The organism is Methylorubrum sp. POS3 (genome assembly GCF_043352485.1).
Taxonomy (GTDB): domain Bacteria; phylum Pseudomonadota; class Alphaproteobacteria; order Rhizobiales; family Beijerinckiaceae; genus Methylobacterium; species Methylobacterium suomiense.
This window is the reverse complement of sequence record NZ_JAPRBT010000001.1, coordinates 1025130-1042078: the sequence shown is the minus strand read 5'-3', so window position 1 is coordinate 1042078 and position 16949 is coordinate 1025130. Positions and strand designations below refer to the sequence as shown.

Annotated in this window: 17 protein-coding genes; 4 read left to right on the top strand and 13 right to left on the bottom strand. The window is 68.7% G+C overall.

Features of this window, described 5'->3' with window-relative positions; genetic code table 11:
- Nucleotides 1-2 precede the first annotated feature (2 nt).
- The 4 genes from frr to OWC43_RS04905 all read right to left on the bottom strand — a co-directional run bounded on the left by frr (nucleotide 3) and on the right by OWC43_RS04905 (nucleotide 3647).
- Nucleotides 3-566 (bottom strand): ribosome recycling factor, encoded by a 564-nt coding sequence (gene frr / locus OWC43_RS04920; protein WP_137830710.1) that lies wholly within the window; start codon nucleotides 564-566, stop codon nucleotides 3-5.
- 122 nt (nucleotides 567-688) lie between these two features.
- Nucleotides 689-1411: a UMP kinase gene (pyrH, locus tag OWC43_RS04915; RefSeq protein ID WP_137830711.1), complete on the bottom strand. Its 723-nt coding sequence runs from the start codon at nucleotides 1409-1411 to the stop codon at nucleotides 689-691.
- Nucleotides 1412-1532: 121 nt separating this feature from the next.
- Nucleotides 1533-2453 carry a translation elongation factor Ts gene (gene tsf, locus OWC43_RS04910; RefSeq protein WP_393955912.1) on the bottom strand — a complete coding sequence of 307 codons (921 nt, stop codon included), beginning with the start codon at nucleotides 2451-2453 and terminating at the stop codon, nucleotides 1533-1535.
- 129 nt (nucleotides 2454-2582) lie between these two features.
- Entirely contained in the window at nucleotides 2583-3647 is a 1065-nt protein-coding gene (locus OWC43_RS04905) for a 30S ribosomal protein S2 (protein ID WP_137830713.1), read from the bottom strand.
- Nucleotides 3648-4008: 361 nt separating this feature from the next.
- Here OWC43_RS04905 and OWC43_RS04900 point away from each other — a divergent pair, with 361 nt between their 5' ends.
- Nucleotides 4009-4449: a MarR family winged helix-turn-helix transcriptional regulator gene (locus tag OWC43_RS04900; RefSeq protein ID WP_393955911.1), complete on the top strand. Its 441-nt coding sequence runs from the start codon at nucleotides 4009-4011 to the stop codon at nucleotides 4447-4449.
- A 66-nt stretch (nucleotides 4450-4515) separates the two neighbouring features.
- Here the strand turns inward: OWC43_RS04900 and OWC43_RS04895 are convergent, their stop codons facing one another.
- On the bottom strand, nucleotides 4516-6498 hold the full coding sequence (locus OWC43_RS04895) for an acyl CoA:acetate/3-ketoacid CoA transferase (RefSeq protein WP_137830714.1): 1983 nt from the start codon (nucleotides 6496-6498) through the stop codon (nucleotides 4516-4518).
- A gap of 71 nt (nucleotides 6499-6569) precedes the next feature.
- Between OWC43_RS04895 and OWC43_RS04890 the strand changes: the two genes are divergently transcribed.
- From OWC43_RS04890 to OWC43_RS04880, 3 genes are all read left to right on the top strand, one after another.
- The gene (locus OWC43_RS04890) at nucleotides 6570-6713 is read left to right on the top strand and encodes a hypothetical protein (protein ID WP_393955910.1); all 144 of its coding nucleotides are present in this window, start codon (nucleotides 6570-6572) and stop codon (nucleotides 6711-6713) included.
- Nucleotides 6714-6993: 280 nt separating this feature from the next.
- A complete protein-coding gene (locus OWC43_RS04885) occupies nucleotides 6994-8196 on the top strand; it encodes a pyridoxal phosphate-dependent aminotransferase (RefSeq protein ID WP_393955909.1) in 1203 nt (400 codons plus the stop codon).
- Nucleotides 8197-8795: 599 nt separating this feature from the next.
- Nucleotides 8796-9146, top strand: a complete 351-nt coding sequence (locus OWC43_RS04880; RefSeq protein WP_238308214.1) for a hypothetical protein — start codon at nucleotides 8796-8798, stop codon at nucleotides 9144-9146.
- 48 nt (nucleotides 9147-9194) lie between these two features.
- Here the strand turns inward: OWC43_RS04880 and OWC43_RS04875 are convergent, their stop codons facing one another.
- The 8 genes from OWC43_RS04875 to OWC43_RS04840 form a co-directional block, all read right to left on the bottom strand.
- Entirely contained in the window at nucleotides 9195-9632 is a 438-nt protein-coding gene (locus tag OWC43_RS04875) for a prepilin-type N-terminal cleavage/methylation domain-containing protein (protein ID WP_393955908.1), read from the bottom strand.
- Between the two features lie 27 nt (nucleotides 9633-9659).
- Nucleotides 9660-10109 (bottom strand): type II secretion system major pseudopilin GspG, encoded by a 450-nt coding sequence (gene gspG / locus OWC43_RS04870; protein WP_393958495.1) that lies wholly within the window; start codon nucleotides 10107-10109, stop codon nucleotides 9660-9662.
- A gap of 14 nt (nucleotides 10110-10123) precedes the next feature.
- Nucleotides 10124-11335, bottom strand: a complete 1212-nt coding sequence (locus OWC43_RS04865; RefSeq protein ID WP_393955907.1) for a type II secretion system F family protein — start codon at nucleotides 11333-11335, stop codon at nucleotides 10124-10126.
- Entirely contained in the window at nucleotides 11335-11922 is a 588-nt protein-coding gene (locus OWC43_RS04860) for a prepilin peptidase (RefSeq protein WP_393955906.1), read from the bottom strand. The genes OWC43_RS04865 and OWC43_RS04860 overlap by 1 nt, the downstream gene beginning before the upstream one ends.
- A gap of 7 nt (nucleotides 11923-11929) precedes the next feature.
- Nucleotides 11930-14356 (bottom strand): type II secretion system secretin GspD, encoded by a 2427-nt coding sequence (gene gspD, locus OWC43_RS04855; protein ID WP_393955905.1) that lies wholly within the window; start codon nucleotides 14354-14356, stop codon nucleotides 11930-11932.
- A 212-nt stretch (nucleotides 14357-14568) separates the two neighbouring features.
- On the bottom strand, nucleotides 14569-15252 hold the full coding sequence (locus tag OWC43_RS04850) for a hypothetical protein (RefSeq protein ID WP_393955904.1): 684 nt from the start codon (nucleotides 15250-15252) through the stop codon (nucleotides 14569-14571).
- On the bottom strand, nucleotides 15249-15857 hold the full coding sequence (gene gspM / locus OWC43_RS04845) for a type II secretion system protein GspM (protein ID WP_393955903.1): 609 nt from the start codon (nucleotides 15855-15857) through the stop codon (nucleotides 15249-15251). Before gspM ends, OWC43_RS04850 begins: the two co-directional genes overlap by 4 nt.
- Nucleotides 15854-16918 carry a PilN domain-containing protein gene (locus OWC43_RS04840; RefSeq protein ID WP_393955902.1) on the bottom strand — a complete coding sequence of 355 codons (1065 nt, stop codon included), beginning with the start codon at nucleotides 16916-16918 and terminating at the stop codon, nucleotides 15854-15856. Before OWC43_RS04840 ends, gspM begins: the two co-directional genes overlap by 4 nt.
- Between the last annotated feature and the right edge of the window lie 31 nt (nucleotides 16919-16949).

Sequence of the window (16949 nt, the reverse complement as noted above, 5' to 3'; positions counted from 1 at the left end):
TCTCAGACCTGCATGATTTCCTTTTCCTTGGACGCCAGCACCTGATCCACCTCGGCGATGGCGTCGTCGGTGGCCTTCTGCACATCGCCGGCCTGACGCTTCTCGTCGTCCTGGCTGATGGCCCCGTCCTTCTCGAGCTTCTTGAGGATGTCGAGACCGTCACGGCGCACGTGGCGCACGGCGACCCGAGCCTCCTCGGCGTATTTATGAGCGACCTTGACCATCTCCTTGCGGCGCTGCTCGTTCATCTCCGGCACGCGCAGGCGGATGGTCTGACCCTCCGTCATCGGGTTGAGTCCGAGATCGGACTCGCGGATCGCCTTCTCGACGGCGGTGACCATCGAGCGGTCCCAGACCGAGATCGACAGCAGCCGCGGTTCGGGCACGCTCACGGTCGCGACCTGCGCCATCGGCATCGACGCACCGTAGGCCTCGACATTGATCGGTTCGACGAGGCTCGGCGTCGCGCGCCCCGTGCGCAGCGAGCCGAGATCCTTGCTGAGCGAGGAGACGGCGCCCTGCATGCGGCGCTTGATGTCGCCGAGATCGAAATCCGGTGTGGCCATAGGTGCAAAAATCCCGACGCGTTCGGGTGGCAGATCGGCACGAGGGCGCGGGGCCCCCGTCGCGGTGGCGCTACATGAACGAAAAATCCTGGGGCCGCAAATAGAGGCCGCGTGCGTTCCGCCTACGGCACCACGCGGGTCGAGACCGATCGACCGGTGAGAATCGCCGTGACCGAACTCGGGGCATGGACCGAGCCGACGACGATGGTCAGGCGGCTCTCGCGGGCGAGCGCGAAAGCGGCGGTGTCCATCACCTTGAGATCGCGGGCGATGGCCTCGTCATGGGTGATGCTGTCGTAGCGGATCGCCTCCGGATCGCGCTTCGGATCGGCCGAGTAGACCCCGTCGACCTGCGTCGCCTTGAGAACGGCGTCGCAGCGCAATTCCGCCGCGCGCAGCACCGCGGCGGTGTCGGTGGTGAAGTAGGGATTCCCCGTACCGCCCGCGAGAACCACCACCTGCCCCTTGTCGAGGTGATGCAGGGCCGGCTGGCGGGCATAGGTTTCGCAGATCGTCGGCATGGACACCGCCGACATGGTCCTGGCCTGCACGCCCGCGGCGTTGAGCGCCGTCTCGATCGCGAGGGAATTCATCACCGTCGCCATCATGCCGAGCGAATCGCCGGTCGCCCGGTCGATCCAGCCGGCCTGCGAGATGCGTGCCCCACGGATCAGATTGCCGCCGCCGACGACGATCGCGATCTCGATTCCGTGGGCGATGGCCTCGCGGATATCTTCGGCAAGCGCGGCCAGCATCGGTGGATGCAACCAGTAGCCGTCGGGGGCGGCCAGCGCCTCACCCGACAATTTGACGAGGACACGGCGGTAGGGCGTCGTCTCCGGCATCGGATCCTCGCTCGGCTCGGGGGTGCGGCGCCGGCTTCTAGCAAGACGGGGGGCCAAACGTCGAGGGGCGGCGGCATCGCTGCCACCGCCCCCTGTTCCGTCCGTCGTGTCTCTGCCGCGCTCAGCGCGACATGCTGGCCACTTCCGCGGCGAAGTCCGGGGCCTCTTCCTTCTCGATGCCCTCGCCGAGAGCGTAGCGGACGAAGCTCTTGATCGTCACCTCGCCACCGGCCTTGCCGGCGGCTTCCTTCAGCACCTGGCTGATGGTCTTGGAGCCGTCATGGACGAAGGGCTGCTCCAGGAGGGTGACCTCCTTGTAGTAGCTCTTCAGACCGCTCTCGACGATCTTGGCCATCACGTGGTCCGGCTTGCCGGCGTTCTTCTCGCGCAGGATGTTGCTCTCGCGCTCCACCACGGCCTGATCGATGCCCGAGGCATCGAGCGCCACCGGGTTGGTCGCGGCGATGTGCATGGCGATCTGGCGGCCGAGGGTGGAGAGGGTCTCCACGTCGCCCTCGGACTCGAGCGCGACGAGCACGCCGATCTTGCCGAGGCCTTCGCTGATCTGACCGTGGACGTAGGAGGCGATCACGCCCTTGCTCACCTCGAGCTTGGCGACGCGGCGCAGCGTCATGTTCTCGCCGATGGTGGCGATGAGGTTCGAGAGCGTGTCCTTCACGGTCGCGGACGAGCCGGGGAAGGTCGCAGCCTCCAGGCCCTCCAGGGTGCCGTCGGTGTTAAGGGCGAGCTTGGCGGCTTCGCGGGCGAAGGACTGGAAGCCATCGTTGCGGGCGACGAAGTCGGTCTCGGAATTCACCTCGACGATCGCGGCATGGCGGCCGGCGGACTCGACGGCGACGAGGCCTTCGGCGGCGACACGGCCGGCCTTCTTGGCGGCCTTGGCAAGACCCTTCTTGCGCAGCCAGTCGACCGCAGCCTCAAGGTCGCCGTTCGTCTCGTTGAGCGCGCCCTTGCAATCCATCATGCCGGCGCCGGTCTTTTCGCGAAGCTCCTTCACGAGAGCGGCGGTGATGTTGGCCATGGCGATCCTCTTGAGGCTGAAGTGCAGGTCTTGAAGTGAGCGAGCCCGGCGCTCGTTGAAAGCACCGGGCTTTGCAGGACGATGACGATCGCGCCGCCGGGACAGAACCCGGCGGCCGAGCGATGGGGCTTACGCCGCAGCGGCGTCGACGAAGGCGCGGGACTGCTCGATCCAGCCATCGCGGGCGATGCGGCCGTTGAGCTTCAGGTCCGCGTCGAGCTTGGACACGTCCTCGGGCTGCATGGCGGCGATCTGCCAGTAATGCCACACGCCGGCATCGTTGAGCTTCTGCACCAGCTGCGGGCCGACGCCGCTGAGCTTGGTGAGGTCGTCCGGCGCGCCGCGGGGGGCGGCGAGCTGCTCGAAATGCTCGGTCGACTCGGCCAGCGCCGCCACGTCCGCCGGGGCGATCGCGTCGGACGCCACGGAAGCGGCGACGTCGTCGTTGGCCGGGAGCTCCTCAGCGGTCGGCTCCTCGGAGGCGCCGGCATCGATGCCGAGCGCGCCCTGGCCGCGGCCGATGCCCTCGATCGCCGCACGGGCGATCAGGTCACAGTAGAGCGCGATGGCGCGGCCGGCATCGTCGTTGGCCGGGACGATATAGGAGATGCCGTCCGGGTTGCAGTTCGTGTCGACGATGGCGGCGACCGGGATGCCGAGGCGCTGGGCCTCCTTGATGGCGAGCTGCTCCTTGTTGGTGTCGATCACGAACAGGAGGTCGGGCACGCCGCCCATATCCTTGATGCCGCCCAGCGCCTTCTCGAGCTTATCCTTCTCACGGGTCAGCATGAGGCGCTCCTTCTTGGTGAGGCCGACGGCCCCGCCCTCGAGCGTCTCATCGACCTTGCGCAGGCGCTGGATCGAGCCGGAGATGGTCTTCCAGTTGGTCAGCATGCCGCCGAGCCAACGGGAATTGACGTAGTACTGGGCCGAGCGCTTGGCGGCTTCGGCGATGGAATCGGCCGCCTGGCGCTTGGTGCCGACGAACAGCACGCGACCGCCGCGGGCGACGGTGTCGCTCACCGCCTGGAGGGCGGCGTGGAGCGCCGGCACCGTCTGGGCGAGGTCGATGATGTGGATGTTGTTGCGGGTGCCGAAGATGTAGGGCTGCATCTTCGGGTTCCAGCGGTGCGACTGGTGTCCGAAATGGGCGCCGGCCTCGAGGAGCTGACGCATAGAGAAATCGACGGCCATGATCTTTGTACTCTCCGGTTATACCGCCGCGGAGGGTGCAGCCGGCTCGTGACCGGCCACCGGAAACGCCTCATTCAGGCATGAGGCCGACTCCGCGTGTGGAATGGGCGGGGGCGTTACCAGAGGTGGGCGGGAAGCGCAAGGCGGGGCGGAAGCTCCGACCGCTCCCTTGATCGGGCCGGCGGGCGTTCGGACGGCGTACGCGGCACCGATGGCCTGGAGACGATCCGCCGATCAGGCCGTGCAGATTCCGGCGACGGCGAGCTTCTGGAAGAGGTGGGGCCGGACCACGCAGGTGGACGGGTATCTCCCAATTTTGGCACGAAACTCGGGACGCTCGAAAGCGACTCGGAAGGCCGCATTGGTCTCCCTCACTGGACTCAACAACCGTCTGCTCGCTGCAGGCGACAGGCTGGTGGCCGGACTCGGCCAAACGAGCGCGCGATGGCAGGTGCTCGGCACGATCGTGGACGCCCAGCATCCCCAGCCCGTCGCCTGGCTCGCCCGCGGCATGGGAGCGAACCGCCAGAACGTGCAGCGCATCGTCCATGATCTGGAGCGGGACGGGCATGTGCGGTTCCAGCCCAACCCCCACCATCGGCAGGCGCATCTCGTGGTTCTGACGGAGCAGGGGCAGCAGGCTTACGACGATGCGATGCGTCTACGGGCGCCGTGGGTGAACGCGCTGTCGGACGGACTGAATCCGGACGACATCCAAGCGACGCGCAAGCTGCTCACCCTGCTGCGCGAGCGGCTCGAACGCGCCGACAGGGTCTATACGGGCGGAGATGCGACCTTTTGAGGTGACAGCCGTCTCCACGCATCCTGGAATCGCCGCCCCTGGGGACGGGGGCGACATCCATGGCGCTCAGGCGGCGGAGGCCACCGCCGGCGAGATCTTCTTGCGGGCGCGCTTGTCTTCGGTGGTGCCGACGAAGGCCTGCGCCTCCTCCTTGCGCTCGAAGACGTGAGGGGCGACGCCGCGCTTGGTCAGGGCTTCCTCCATCTTGAGACGCAGGAAGGCGCTGGTCGCGTAGCGGGTGGTCGTCGCGTAGTAGTTCGCCTGGAGATACTGCACCATCCCGGCGTAATCGTCGTAGAGGTTCTCGTTGAGGCGGAACCCGTCGTGGTTGATCACTGCATTGACCCGCTGCCCGGCCTTGCGGCAGGCCTCGACGATGGTCATGCGCAACTCGTCCATGTCGCTCTTCACCCGGCAATACCAGCCTTCCAAGTTGATGAAGAGAATGTTGCGCTCGCCGTCGTAGCTGACGCGGGACTTCAGATCGAGGTTGAGCAGATCGGAGATCAGCTCCATCGGCTCCTCGCGGAAGATGCGGGCGTCCATCGGCACGGGATTCCGTACTACCGGCGCGAAATCCATATGGGCGAGGATGTCGCGCTCGATGTCGATGCCGGGCGCCACCTCGATCAGCTCCAACCCCTCCCGGGTCAGCTGGAACACGCAGCGCTCGGTCACGTAGATGACGGGCTGCGAGCGCTCGACCGCGTAGGGTCCCGAGAAGGTGTTCTGCTGGACCGCGGTGACGAATTTGCGGGCCTTGCCCTCCTTGATGATCTTCACGACGCCGTCCTGCACGGCGATCTCCAGGCCGCCCGCGGTGAAGGTCCCGGCGAAGACGACGGAGCGGGCATTCTGCGAGATGTTGATGAAGCCGCCGCAGCCGTTGAGCTTGCCGCCGAACTTCGAGGTGTTGACGTTGCCGGCCTCGTCGCACTCGGCCATGCCGAGGCAGGTCATGTCGAGGCCGCCGCCGTCGTAGAAATCGAACATCTGGTTCTGGTCGATGATGCAATCGGCGTTGGTCGCCGCGCCGAAGCTCGATCCCGAGGCCAGCACGCCGCCGACGGCGCCCGCTTCCGTCGTCAGGGTGATGTAGGGGGTGATCTTCTCCTCGTTCGCGACGGAGGAAATGCCCTCCGGCGCGCCGACGCCGAGATTGACCACGCCGTTGGGCGGCAGCTCGAACGCGGCACGGCGGGCGATGATCTTGCGCTCGTTGAGCGCCATCCGCTTGATGCCGGTGACGGGCACGCGGATCTCGCCCGCGAGCGCGGCGTCGTACACGACGCCGTAATTCATGCGGTGCATCTCGGGCTCGGCGACCACGACGCAATCGACGAGGATGCCGGGGACGCGGACGTCCTTGGGCAGCAGGTAGCCGTCATCGACGATGCGCTCGACCTGGGCGATGACGATGCCGCCGTTGTTGCGGGCCGCCATCGCCTGGGCGAGACAGTCGAGCGTGAGCGCTTCCTTCTCGAAGGAAAGGTTGCCCGACGGGTCGGCGGAGGTGGCGCGGATGAAGGCCACGTCGATCTTGGTCGCGGTGTAGAACAGCCATTCCTCGCCATCGACCTCGACGAGCTTGACGATATCCTCGGTGGTCAGATCGTTGACCTTGGCGCCGCCGTGGCGCGGATCGACATAGGTCTTGAGGCCGACCTTCGAGAACAGACCGGGCTGGCCCGCGGCGCAGGCGCGGTAGAGCTGCGAGATGACGCCTTGCGGCAGGTTGTAGCCGCGGATCAAGTTGTTCTGCGCGGCCTGGGCGACCTTGGGCATGCGCCCGAAATTGGCGGCGATGACGCGCGACAGGAGCCCGTCATGGTGCAGGCGCCCGGTGCCGAGTCCCTTCGAATCGCCCGCCCCCGCGGTCATGATCAGGGTCAGTCCCCGCGGCGAGCCGGTTTCGACGAAACGCTTTTCCAGGGCGGCGTGCAACGCCTCCGGGATGCAGCTCTGGACGAAGCCCGTGGTGGTCACGACGTCGTTCTCGCGGATCAGCGCGATCGCCTCCTCCGCCGTGATGACCTTGTTCTTCTTCATGGAAACCGCATTCCTCCGCGTCTTCCGGCCCGGCGGGTGGTTCTCCACCTCTCGCCGTTCCACCCGAAACGATGCAGGCCGACCCCGCGACCCGGAAGCTTCCGGCCCGCGCGATCGGCTGGATTTTGAATGCATTCGCTGTTGCGGCGCATCGAAGAACTTCGGCGCTGCAAGAAAATGCACTGCTTGCTCAGGACAATACCGCAAAACTCTGATGGCGCACGCCTGAAAAACTCTTCTGCCACCGATCAGAAAAATTGCGGAAGCTCGGGATGCGGTGGGAAGTCGGCTTTTGTCGTGTCGGGTCTCGATCGGATGCGGCGGCCAATGCCGACAGGCTGGTGTGATGAATGCCAGATTCGTGGGACGGGCACCCCTTCCCCGGTCTTGTCGCTCCGGCAGGGCGGGATTACGAGGGCCGCGGGTTCCAAGCCGACACCTCCAAGCCGACACCTGGACCCCGGCACGCAGATTCAGATTTTTCGGAGCATTCCCATGGGCTTTCTCGCCGACGCCCTCTCGCGCGTCAAACCCTCCGCGACCATCGCGATGACGCAGAAGGCCCGCGAGCTGAAAGCCAAGGGCGTCGACGTGATCAGCCTGTCCGTCGGCGAGCCGGATTTCGACACGCCCTACCACATCAAGGAAGCGGCGATCGAGGCGATCCGCCGGGGTGAGACCAAGTACCCGCCCGTCTCCGGCATCGTGCCGCTGCGCGAGGCGATCGTGACGAAGTTCAAGCGCGAGAACGGGCTCGACTACAAGGCCTCGCAGACCATCGTCGGCACCGGCGGCAAGCACGTCATCTACAACGCCCTGCTCGCCACCCTGAATCCCGGCGACGAGGTGGTGATCCCCCGCCCCTACTGGGTGTCCTACCCGGAGATGGTGGTCCTGTGCGGCGGCACCCCGGTCTTCGTCGAGACCGACATGGCCCACGACTTCAAGCTCCAGCCCGAGGATCTCGAGCGGGCGATCACCCCGAAGACCAAGTGGATCATCCTCAACTCGCCCTCGAACCCCTCGGGCGCGGCCTATAGCCGTGACGAGTTGAAGAAGGTCACCGACGTGCTGATGCGGCACCCGCATGTCTGGGTGCTGACCGACGACATGTACGAGCACCTGACCTACGGCGATTTCGAATTCGTCACCCCGGCCCAGGTCGAGCCCGGCCTGTACGAGCGCACGCTCACCATGAACGGTGTCTCGAAGGCCTATGCCATGACCGGCTGGCGGATCGGCTACGCCGCGGGCCCGGAGCAGCTGATCAAGGCGATGGATTTCGTCCAGGGCCAGCAGACCTCGGGCGCCTCCTCGATCTCGCAATGGGCGGCGGTGGCCGCGCTCGACGGCACTCAGGAGCACCTCGCCCGCTTCAAGGCGGCATTCCAGGAGCGACGCGATCTCGTCGTCTCGATGCTGAACCAGACGAGCGGCCTAAAATGCCCGACCCCGGAGGGCGCCTTCTACGTCTACCCGTCCTGCGCCGAGCTGATCGGCCGCAAGACCGAGACCGGCAAGACCATCGAGACCGACGAGGACTTCGTGACCGAACTGCTTCAGGCGGAAGGGGTCGCGGCGGTCCACGGTTCGGCCTTCGGCCTCGGCCCCAACCTGCGCATCTCCTACGCCACCTCCAACAAGGCTTTGGAAGAGGCCTGCCGGCGCATCCAGCGCTTCTGCGGCTCGCTCCGGTAAGTCGCTTCGTCGCGGGCGCGAGAAGCGCCCGCGACACGCATGATCGAAGCCGGCTAACCGGCTTGTACCCACCGATTCCCTCATCCTGAGATCCCACGGCAGCGGCCTCGAAGGAGGGCTCCAGGGACCACAACGGCGACTGAAGGCCTCCTTCGAGGCTTCGCTTCGCTCCGCGCCCCAGGATGAGGGTGAGAGCGGGAGCAACGACCGAAGGGCCGCGCTCGCAACAGGCCTACGGCTCATCCTGTGCTGTGTTCCCTATCCGGCGATGGGCGAAACGTCGCCGCGCGGGCGGTTGCCCACGGCGGCGCGGCCCTCTACATCGGCCGTCCCCGCGGCCGATGCGCCCGATGGTTTCGCGAGCCCTCTCGGGCCGGCGTGGCAGCGGGGCCGGCAGTGACGGGGTGGGGCGGACCAGTTCTCTGCACCAAACCTGTGAGGCTTAGTGGGCCGAGCGGCTGCAGGCGTGTTGGAAGCGCGGGGAACAGGAACCGCGACTCCGGCGCATGGCCCACCCAATACCCTCGCGCCTGAGCCTATCGAGAAAGTGTTCGGCGCGTCGGGCAAGAATTACGCGGATTCCAAATTTGCGAAACGAAGTGCTGACGCATTTCGCGCATCCTGCAGCCTTCGATCGCAGGAAAGCCGACCCCATGTCTCGCACCGGTGAGCGCAGCGCGGCCCGTCATTATTTGCCCGAGGCGAAGCTGGAAGATCTCGCGATCCAGCTCAAGCGGCTCGCCAACCATCGCGGCCTCGTCCGCAAGGAAATCACCAGCCCGATGCTGCAGCGTCTTCTGCCCGCGCCGCTGCGCGGCGAGGCCCATGTCTACGACAGCGAACTGCGCCGCAAGCTGATGGATGCCAATCTGGATGCGGAGCGCGTGGCCTACCTGCTCTCGCATACCCAGCACGAGATCGGCATCGCCCATGCCCGGCTGTCGGGCTGACCCGAGCGGCCCACGCATCGTCCGAAGTTTCCGCCGGGAGCCGAAGCGTCAGGGCGCCTGAGCCGGGAACGGGGCGAGCCGCACCGTCTCGACCTCGACCGGCCGACCGCGCGCGGTCGCGACCTCGATCCGCAGGCGCAGGGGCAGCCAGCGGGGGCCGTCCTGCGCCGTCTGCGGCGCTCCGCCGACGCCGTTCTCCGGAGCGGGCGGGCTCGGCAGCGGCAGGTCGAGACTCTGCAGGCCGATGCGCCAGCGGCGTCCGTCGGTGACGCCCTCACGACCGCCGGCGGCGACGGCCACCGGCGTCAGCGGTTCTTCCAGCAAGGTGCGGGCGAGCCGTTCGGCACCGGTGCGATCCTCCACCGCAGCCCAGCCGACCCGCGACTGAACAAGACCGCGCTGCACCACGAGGCTCAGCGCCGCCACGATCGCGAAGGCGACGAGCGCCTCGATCAGGGTGAAACCCTCGCGGCCGGCGCGTCTCATGCCGCAGCCGCCCTCCCTTCCGAAACCCTATTCCTTGCCGATCATCCCGGCCCCGCGCTGGCCGTCGGCCCCCAGGGAGACGATGGCGTAGGGGCCGGCCTTGCCCGGGGCACGGTACTCGTAAGGGCGGCCCCAGGGATCGGCCGGGACGTTGCTCTGCTTGAGATAGGGCCCGCTCCAGGCCTCCGCGGCGGGGGGACGCTTGACCAGAGCGTCGAGCCCCTCGCTGGTGGAGGGGTAGCGACCGTTGTCGAGGAAGTAGAGGTCGAGCGCCGAGGAGAACGACTCGATCTGGAGCCGCGCGGTCTTCTCCCGCGAGCTGCCGAGATAGCCGAGCACCCGAGGTCCCGCGAGCCCCATGACGAGGCCGAGGATGACCAGCACGACCAGCAGCTCGACGAGGGTGAAGCCGCCGCGGACATCGCGGGCGCCGCGCCGGTCGCGACGGAGCGCCGTGAGGAAGCGGGAGAGGGGCATCGGGCGATCACTCATCACATCAGCATGTCGTTGATGCTCATCAGCGCGGTCATCACCGAGATGATCAGCCACGCGATCAGCACGCTCACCACCACCATCACCGCCGGGCCCACCACCGCGATCACCCGGCCGAGGGCGGTGTCGAGCTTGGCCTCGTAGAACACCGCGACCCGGCCGGCGCTGTCGGCCAGATCGCCCGCCTCCTCCCCGACGCGCAGCATCTGCACGACGTGGCGGGGGAACAGCTTGCCCCGCGTCAACGCTTCGGACAGGCGCTTGCCCTGGCGGACGTCGGCGGTCACCCGGTCGATCTCGACGGCCGCACCCGGCAGACGCACGACCCCGCGGATGAGGCGCAACGCCGTCGAGATGTCGACTCCGTTGCGCACCAGGATGGCGAGCGTGCGGCAGAAGGTGACGGTGAGTTCGTGCGCCAGCACCGAGCGGGAGAGCGGCAGAGCCGCCACGAGCCGCAGCCACAGGCCCCGCTCGCGCCCGAGCCGGTTCGCCACCATGGCGGCGCCGAGGAGCGCCGCCATGCCGATCACCACCGCGTCGAGGTTGCGGTTGAGGAAGGCCGACATGTTGAACACGACGAGCGCGCTCGGATCGATCCGCTCACGGAAGCCCTGAAGCGCCACCTCGAATTTCGGGATCAGGTAGATCAGGACGAAGAACAGCACGGCGATCGCGGCGCCGACGAGGAAGAGCGGGTAGGAGATCGCCGAGACGAAGCGCTTCTTCAGCCGCTCGCCGCGCTGGCGCTCGGCGGCGAGGGCCGTCAACGCCTCTTCTAGACGGCCCGCCGTCTCGGCGACCTCCACCATCTTCACGTAGATCGGCGGGAACAGCCTCGGGTGCCCCCCGAGCGCCTGGGAGAAGCTCTTGCCGTGGGAGAGGGCGACGTTGAGTTCGCGCAGAACCGCCACGAGCCAGCCCTTGCCCTCCATCTGGATCAGGATCGCCAGCGCCTCGTTCAGCGCCACGCCACCCTTCAGCAGCATGGCGAGATCGAGAGTCATGGCGGTGATGTCCTCCGGCCGCGGCTCCGGGGTAAGGAGGTCGCGCCAGGACCGGCCGGCGCTCACGGCCTTCGGCTTCGCGGCGATCGGCGTCCAACCGCTGCGGTCGAGCTGCGCCATCACCTCGGCGCGCGTCTCCGCCTCCATGGTCCCGGACAGCAGCTTCCCGGCCGCGTCCAGCGCCTGATACTCGAAGGCGGGCATCAGCCGGCCGGGATCGCGGCGGCGAGCCAGCCCAGCGCCAGGGCCGGCGCCAGGACCGCACCGAAGGCCAAGCGTTCCTCAGAGCCTCCGCCCCCGGACACGGCCAGGGCCCGGCGTCCCACGAGCAAACCGATGCCGACGAGGCTCGCGCCGAACAGGCACCACGCGAAGCCACCGGTTCCGACGAGAATACCTCCGGCGGCGGCGAGCTTCACGTCACCGAGCCCAATCCCGTCATATCCGCGACGGCGGAAGTACACCTCCCGCAGGATCAGGAGGGCACCGAAGCAGAGGAGCCCATCGAGGGCCAGGAGCGTGAGTTCCTCCGTCACGCTCTCCCCCGACGCGCCAGCGGTCGCCATCCGCCAGATCGCCCCGAGGATTGCGAGCGCCAACGTGGCGCTGTCGGGAATGGTGAAATCGGTCAGGTCCTGCCACGCGATGCGGGCGACCAGCAGGGCGAGCACCGTCCCGGCCGCCGTGAGTCCGAGGGACCCTGTTCCCCAAACTAGGACGGCGAGCGCGCCTACGCCCGTCAGGAGCAGGCAGGCCGGTCCGTAATCGTCGGCGGTGACGGGCCGAGCCATCCGGGCCTCACGGCTTCACGACCACGGGCCGCGCCGCGGCGGGGACGCGACCGCCCCGGCGGGCGGCGGCGTCGTAGAGCTGGCCGCGGTAATCCTCGGCCACGCGCTGCGCATCCCGGCCCGAGCGCACGACGACGGGGCGGATGAACACGACGAGCTCGGTCCGGTCGGCGGCGTTGTCGGTGGAGGAGAACAGCTCGCCGACATTCGCCAGTCGGCTCAGGAACGGAATGCCGTCGCGCCCGCGCAGGTTCTTTTCCTGGATCAGGCCCGCGAGCAGCACGGTCTGGCCGTTGGGCACCGAGATCATGCTGGCGACCCGCCGCTTGGAGATCGTCGGCGTGAGCGTCTTCTGCGCATCGACGACCGCGGAGATCTCCTGCTCAATCTGCATCGTCACGGCGCCGTTCTGGCCGATGCGCGGGATGACGTTGAGGATGATGCCGGTGTCGCGCATCTCGACCTGATTGACGAGCGGCGCACCGGGCACGGTGACGCTGGTCGCCTGGGTCGTGGTGATCGGCACGGAATCACCCACCTGCAGGGTCGCCGGCTGGTTCTCCAGCACGACGAGCGAGGGCGAGGACAGGATCTTCACATCGGTGAAGCCGTCGAGCGCCGAGATCACGATATCGGGCCCCGAATAGCCGCCGACGAGGAAGTTGAAGCCGGCCCCGCCCGGCGTCAGCTTGTTCACCACGCCGCCGGAGGCGCCCGCTGCGGCGCTGAGCAAGCCGATCGAGCCCTTGTTGCTACCGATGCCAACACGGGTCGAATCGAGGAAGTACTGCACGCCGTATTTCAGCTGATCGGTCAGCCGCACCTCGGCGATGGTGACGTTGATGGCGACCTGAACCGGGGTCGCGTCGAGGCGCTGGAGCGCCGCGTGGATCTTCCGGTAGGTCTCGCCGTCGGTATAGGTCACGACCGCGTTCTGGGCCGGGTCGGCGCTGATGTTGACGCGCTTGGCGCTCGACCGCTGCGTCAGGTCGAGGCTGCCCCCGCCCATCATCGCGCCGCTCTCGCCGTAGGCGCCGCCTCCCTGGCCGCCCTGCCCCGCCTGATCGCCGAAGGCCGAGGCGAAGCGGGCCTTGAGCAGGTCGGCGCCGTTGCCGCCGTTCTGGTTCAGCCCGCCGCCGGATCCCGCCCCGAGACCGCCGCCGCTCGTGCCGCCGAGACCCGAATTCCCCGAGGACATCCCGCCCGAGGCCATTCCGCCATCGGTCCCGCCGAGCCCGGAACCGGCCTGGTTCGACAGGCCGGACCGCGCGCCGCCGAGGCCGCCGCCGCCGGGCAGTCCGGAACCGAGGCCGCTCATCAGGCCGGAACCGCCGCCGCCGAACAGGCCGTTGACGACTCGGGCGAGCTCCACCGCATTGCGGTAGCGCGCCTTGTAGACGAACACCGTTTCCTCGGCGGCCTCCGCCGTGCCGTCGAGCTCGCGCACGAACCCTTCCGCGCGGCGCAGGAGGCCCGCGTTCTTCGAGGTCGCCAGCACCGCGCGCAGCCGCCCGATCGGCTTGAACTGGATCAGCCCCTGGCCCGACCCGTTCTCCCCGGTGTCGAACAGCTGGGTCAGTTCCGCCACCACCGCTTCGGGCCGCGCCCGCTTCAGCTCGAACAGGCTCACCGTCTGGCCGCGCATCCAGTCGGCATCGAAGGCAAGGATCGCGCTGACCGCCTCCTGACGCTTGGGGCCGGGCCCCTTGACGATCATGGTGTTGCGGGTCGCATCGAACCGCAGGCCATCGGCATCGGCGACGAAGCCGGACACGAGCTTCGACATCGTCGCGGCGGACACGTAGCGCAGGGGCACGACCGAGACGCCGTAGCCGGGGCCACCCGCGCCGAGATTGACCGTGCCGAGGCCCGCCGCCGCCGGCACGATGCGGTAGCCGGTGCCGGCCTTGCTCATCGAGAAACCCTGGCCGGCGAGCACGCTCTCGAGCGAGCCGAGAAGTTCGGTGCGCGAAAGCGGACGGGGCGAGGAGATGGTGATCTGCCCCGAGACGTCCGCACCCATGGTGTAGTTGAGTCCGAGGGTATCGGAGAGAATGGCGTGGACGACGTCCTTGATCTCGGCCCGCTCGAAATTGAGCCGGAAGCCGCCGCCATTGGTGGCATCCTGCGCCGGACCGCCGCCGATCTCGATCGCCTCGGCCTGCTCGGACAGGCCGCCGAGGCCGGTCCCCGCCGTGCCGTCGACATCGTCGGGCCCGAAATAGCGGCTGCGCCCCACGCCCTTGGCCGGGCGGGTGACGGCGTCGGACGCCGGGCGGGCGGCCCCGCCTCCGCGCATCGGCTTGGCAGAGAGATCCATGCCGACCTCCGGCCCGGTCAGGCCCGTGCGCGGCATGGTTTGACCCAGAGCCGGCGCGAGCGAGGCCAGCACGAGCAGCAGGGAGGGAATCAAGGCGCGCCGGAGCGGATGCATCGGGTTCTCTTGATGAAGCCGACGCGAAGCTTACCGGCGGGGCCCGCTCCTACCCAAGACGGCATTCGTCCAGATCACCGGTTTCAATCACCGAGTGCTCGATATGACACACAATTCGGCAAAGCTCGGCAAGCTCTTAAAGCACACGTTAACCGCAGCGTATTCCAGACAGGCCGGCGGCCAATGCAGTCACGGAATCGCGAGCACTTCGCTCAAGGGACGCGAACGATGGCTCCGGCGGGGAGCTGCGCGCCGGGCGTCGAACCGTGGGGCAGCGCGAAAAGGCGGTAGGTCTGCTCCCGTTCGCCCTCGCGCAGCACGACCCGGTCGGGCGCGATTCGGTCGACCCGCCAGGAATCGACTTGATCGCCCACCCGAAGACTCAGCGAGCCGCCCTCCTGCCGGCTGACCAAAGCCACGGCCCGGTCGACGCCGGCGACGATACCGACGAGGCGCAATTCGGGCGGCGGACTCGCGGGTATGTCGGCGGGCGGTGGAGCCGTAATCGCCAGGGGTTGGTCCGGGCGGCGGCGCGAGGGCGCAAAGAGCGGGCGCTGCCGGAAGGTGCCGAGATCCTTGAACGCCATCCGGCTCAGAGGATTGGCGGAGGGTACGAGCGAGGGGATCGGGAGTTCGGGCGCTTCGGCCGGTATGGCTTCGACGAGCCCCGGCGCCCCCGTTTCCGGTGCCGGCACGGCTCTGGACGAATCGGACGCGGCCGATCCGGCCGCCGGAAGCGGCCCGGTCTTGCGTGCCCGCTGGCGCGCGTCCTCAGCCTGCCGCAGGGCCTCCTGCTCACGGACCCAGGCGGGCGAGCCGAACGGGCTGCCGGCCAGGCAGGGGCCCGCCATCCCGATGAGCACGAGCAGCGCGCGCGCCAATCCCGGGACGGTCACGAGCGGCCCTCCCGGCGATGCCCACGGATCGCGAGCGCAACCCGCAGGGTCGGCTGCGGATCGTCCACGATTGCGCCCCGGCCGGCCTGTGTACGGATGTTGATCGATTCGACCGTGAGGAGCGGCATCCCGGCCTCGATGGCGGCGAGCAGATCGAACAGGCCGTCATTGGCGATGTCGAGGCTCGCCCGCAGGAGAACGCTGCGGCCGTCATCGGCCTCGTCCTCGCCGCGGACCTCGATGAGCCGGCCACCGGCCGCATCGACCATGGCGCTCAGACGGCGCTGCATCTCGGCGCGGGCAAGGCCCGGCGCGACGGCGTCGAGGAAGACCGAGCGGGTCGGCGCTTCCCCGCCCTCGGACGCGTCGCCCGCGCGCGCCTTGGCCTGCTCTGCCGCGAGGCGGCGGATCCGCGCCTCGATCTGGCCGATGCGGACGCGATGGTCGTCCGCGGTCGATCCCGCCTCCCACCATGCGGCGAGGCGATCGAAGGTGAGAGCGGCGAGCAGCAGCGGCAGCCCGACGAAGACCGCGACGGAGATCGGACCGAGCCAGCGACGCAAGCTCGGCGGCACGGTCGCGAGAGGCTGCGGATCGGCGCTCATCGCCCGGCCTCCGCGCGCGGGCCCGGAGCCCGGCTCGCCACGATGTCGAAGGCCTCTCGGCGCTCGGCATCACGGATGACCGGGGCGGCGAAGCGCACCGCGCTCAAGCCGCCCTGCCCTTCGAGCAGCCCGATCAGGGCGGCGGCGTCGTCCGAGCGGCCGACGAGGCGCACCTTCGCGCCGTCGGCATCGAGTTCGCGCAGGACGGTTCCGTCGGGAAGCGCCGCGCTGAGACGATCGATCAGCACGAGAGCGCTCGCCTCCGGGCGTTTGGCGGCGAGCAGGCCCGCCTCCCGCGTTCCGCCCATCCCGGTACGGGCGGCAAGTCGGGAGCGGAGGGCGGACAGGTGCGCCTCGGTCTCGACCTGCTCCGTCTCGGCGGAAGCGGCCAGCAGCGCGCTCGCGAGGCAAGCCGGGGCGAGGATGCCGAGCGCGAGCGCGGCGGCGAGGGCGACCGGCCGGCGCAACGGGCTCGTCCCGCCGGTGCCGGGGCGGCCCCGGTAGAGGTCGATCGCCAGCGGTGCCTCGAGGGGATCGGCCGAGCTGCCGAGGGCCGTGACCTTGAGCCCGGCAGAAGCGAGAGCGTCGAGATGGGGTGCGACGAGGTCGGCGGAGGTCGCCAGAAGATCGACCGCGATGGTGCCGTCGGCCCCGGCCGGTTCGGGCACGTCGTAGCCGTAAAGCACCCGATCGGGCCTCCAGGGCGTCAGGCGCTCCAGGCGATGGGACAGGATTGGGCCGAGATAGTCGCGGCCGGCATCCGGCAGGCGCAGGGTGCGGGAAAGAAACACTTCAGGCGGCAGGCGGAGCTCGAGGCCGCGCCCGGCGAAATTCTGCGGCGCCGTACCATCGAAACGCCCGCGCGGGTCGATCCGTCCGTCGCGCACTTCGTAGAGGACGAGCCCGTCCCCCTCGGCCACGGCGATGCGGCGGCTGCGATCGAGGAAGCGGCCGAGCTGCGGCTCGACGGTGGCCACGAAGGCGTCGAGCAGGAGCGAGACGACGCCGCCGATCCGCGCGACGGGCGCAGAGGCACCGAGGCGCCCTCGCACGGCCGCCATCTGCGCGGTGATTCGTGCCGCCGTTCGGGCC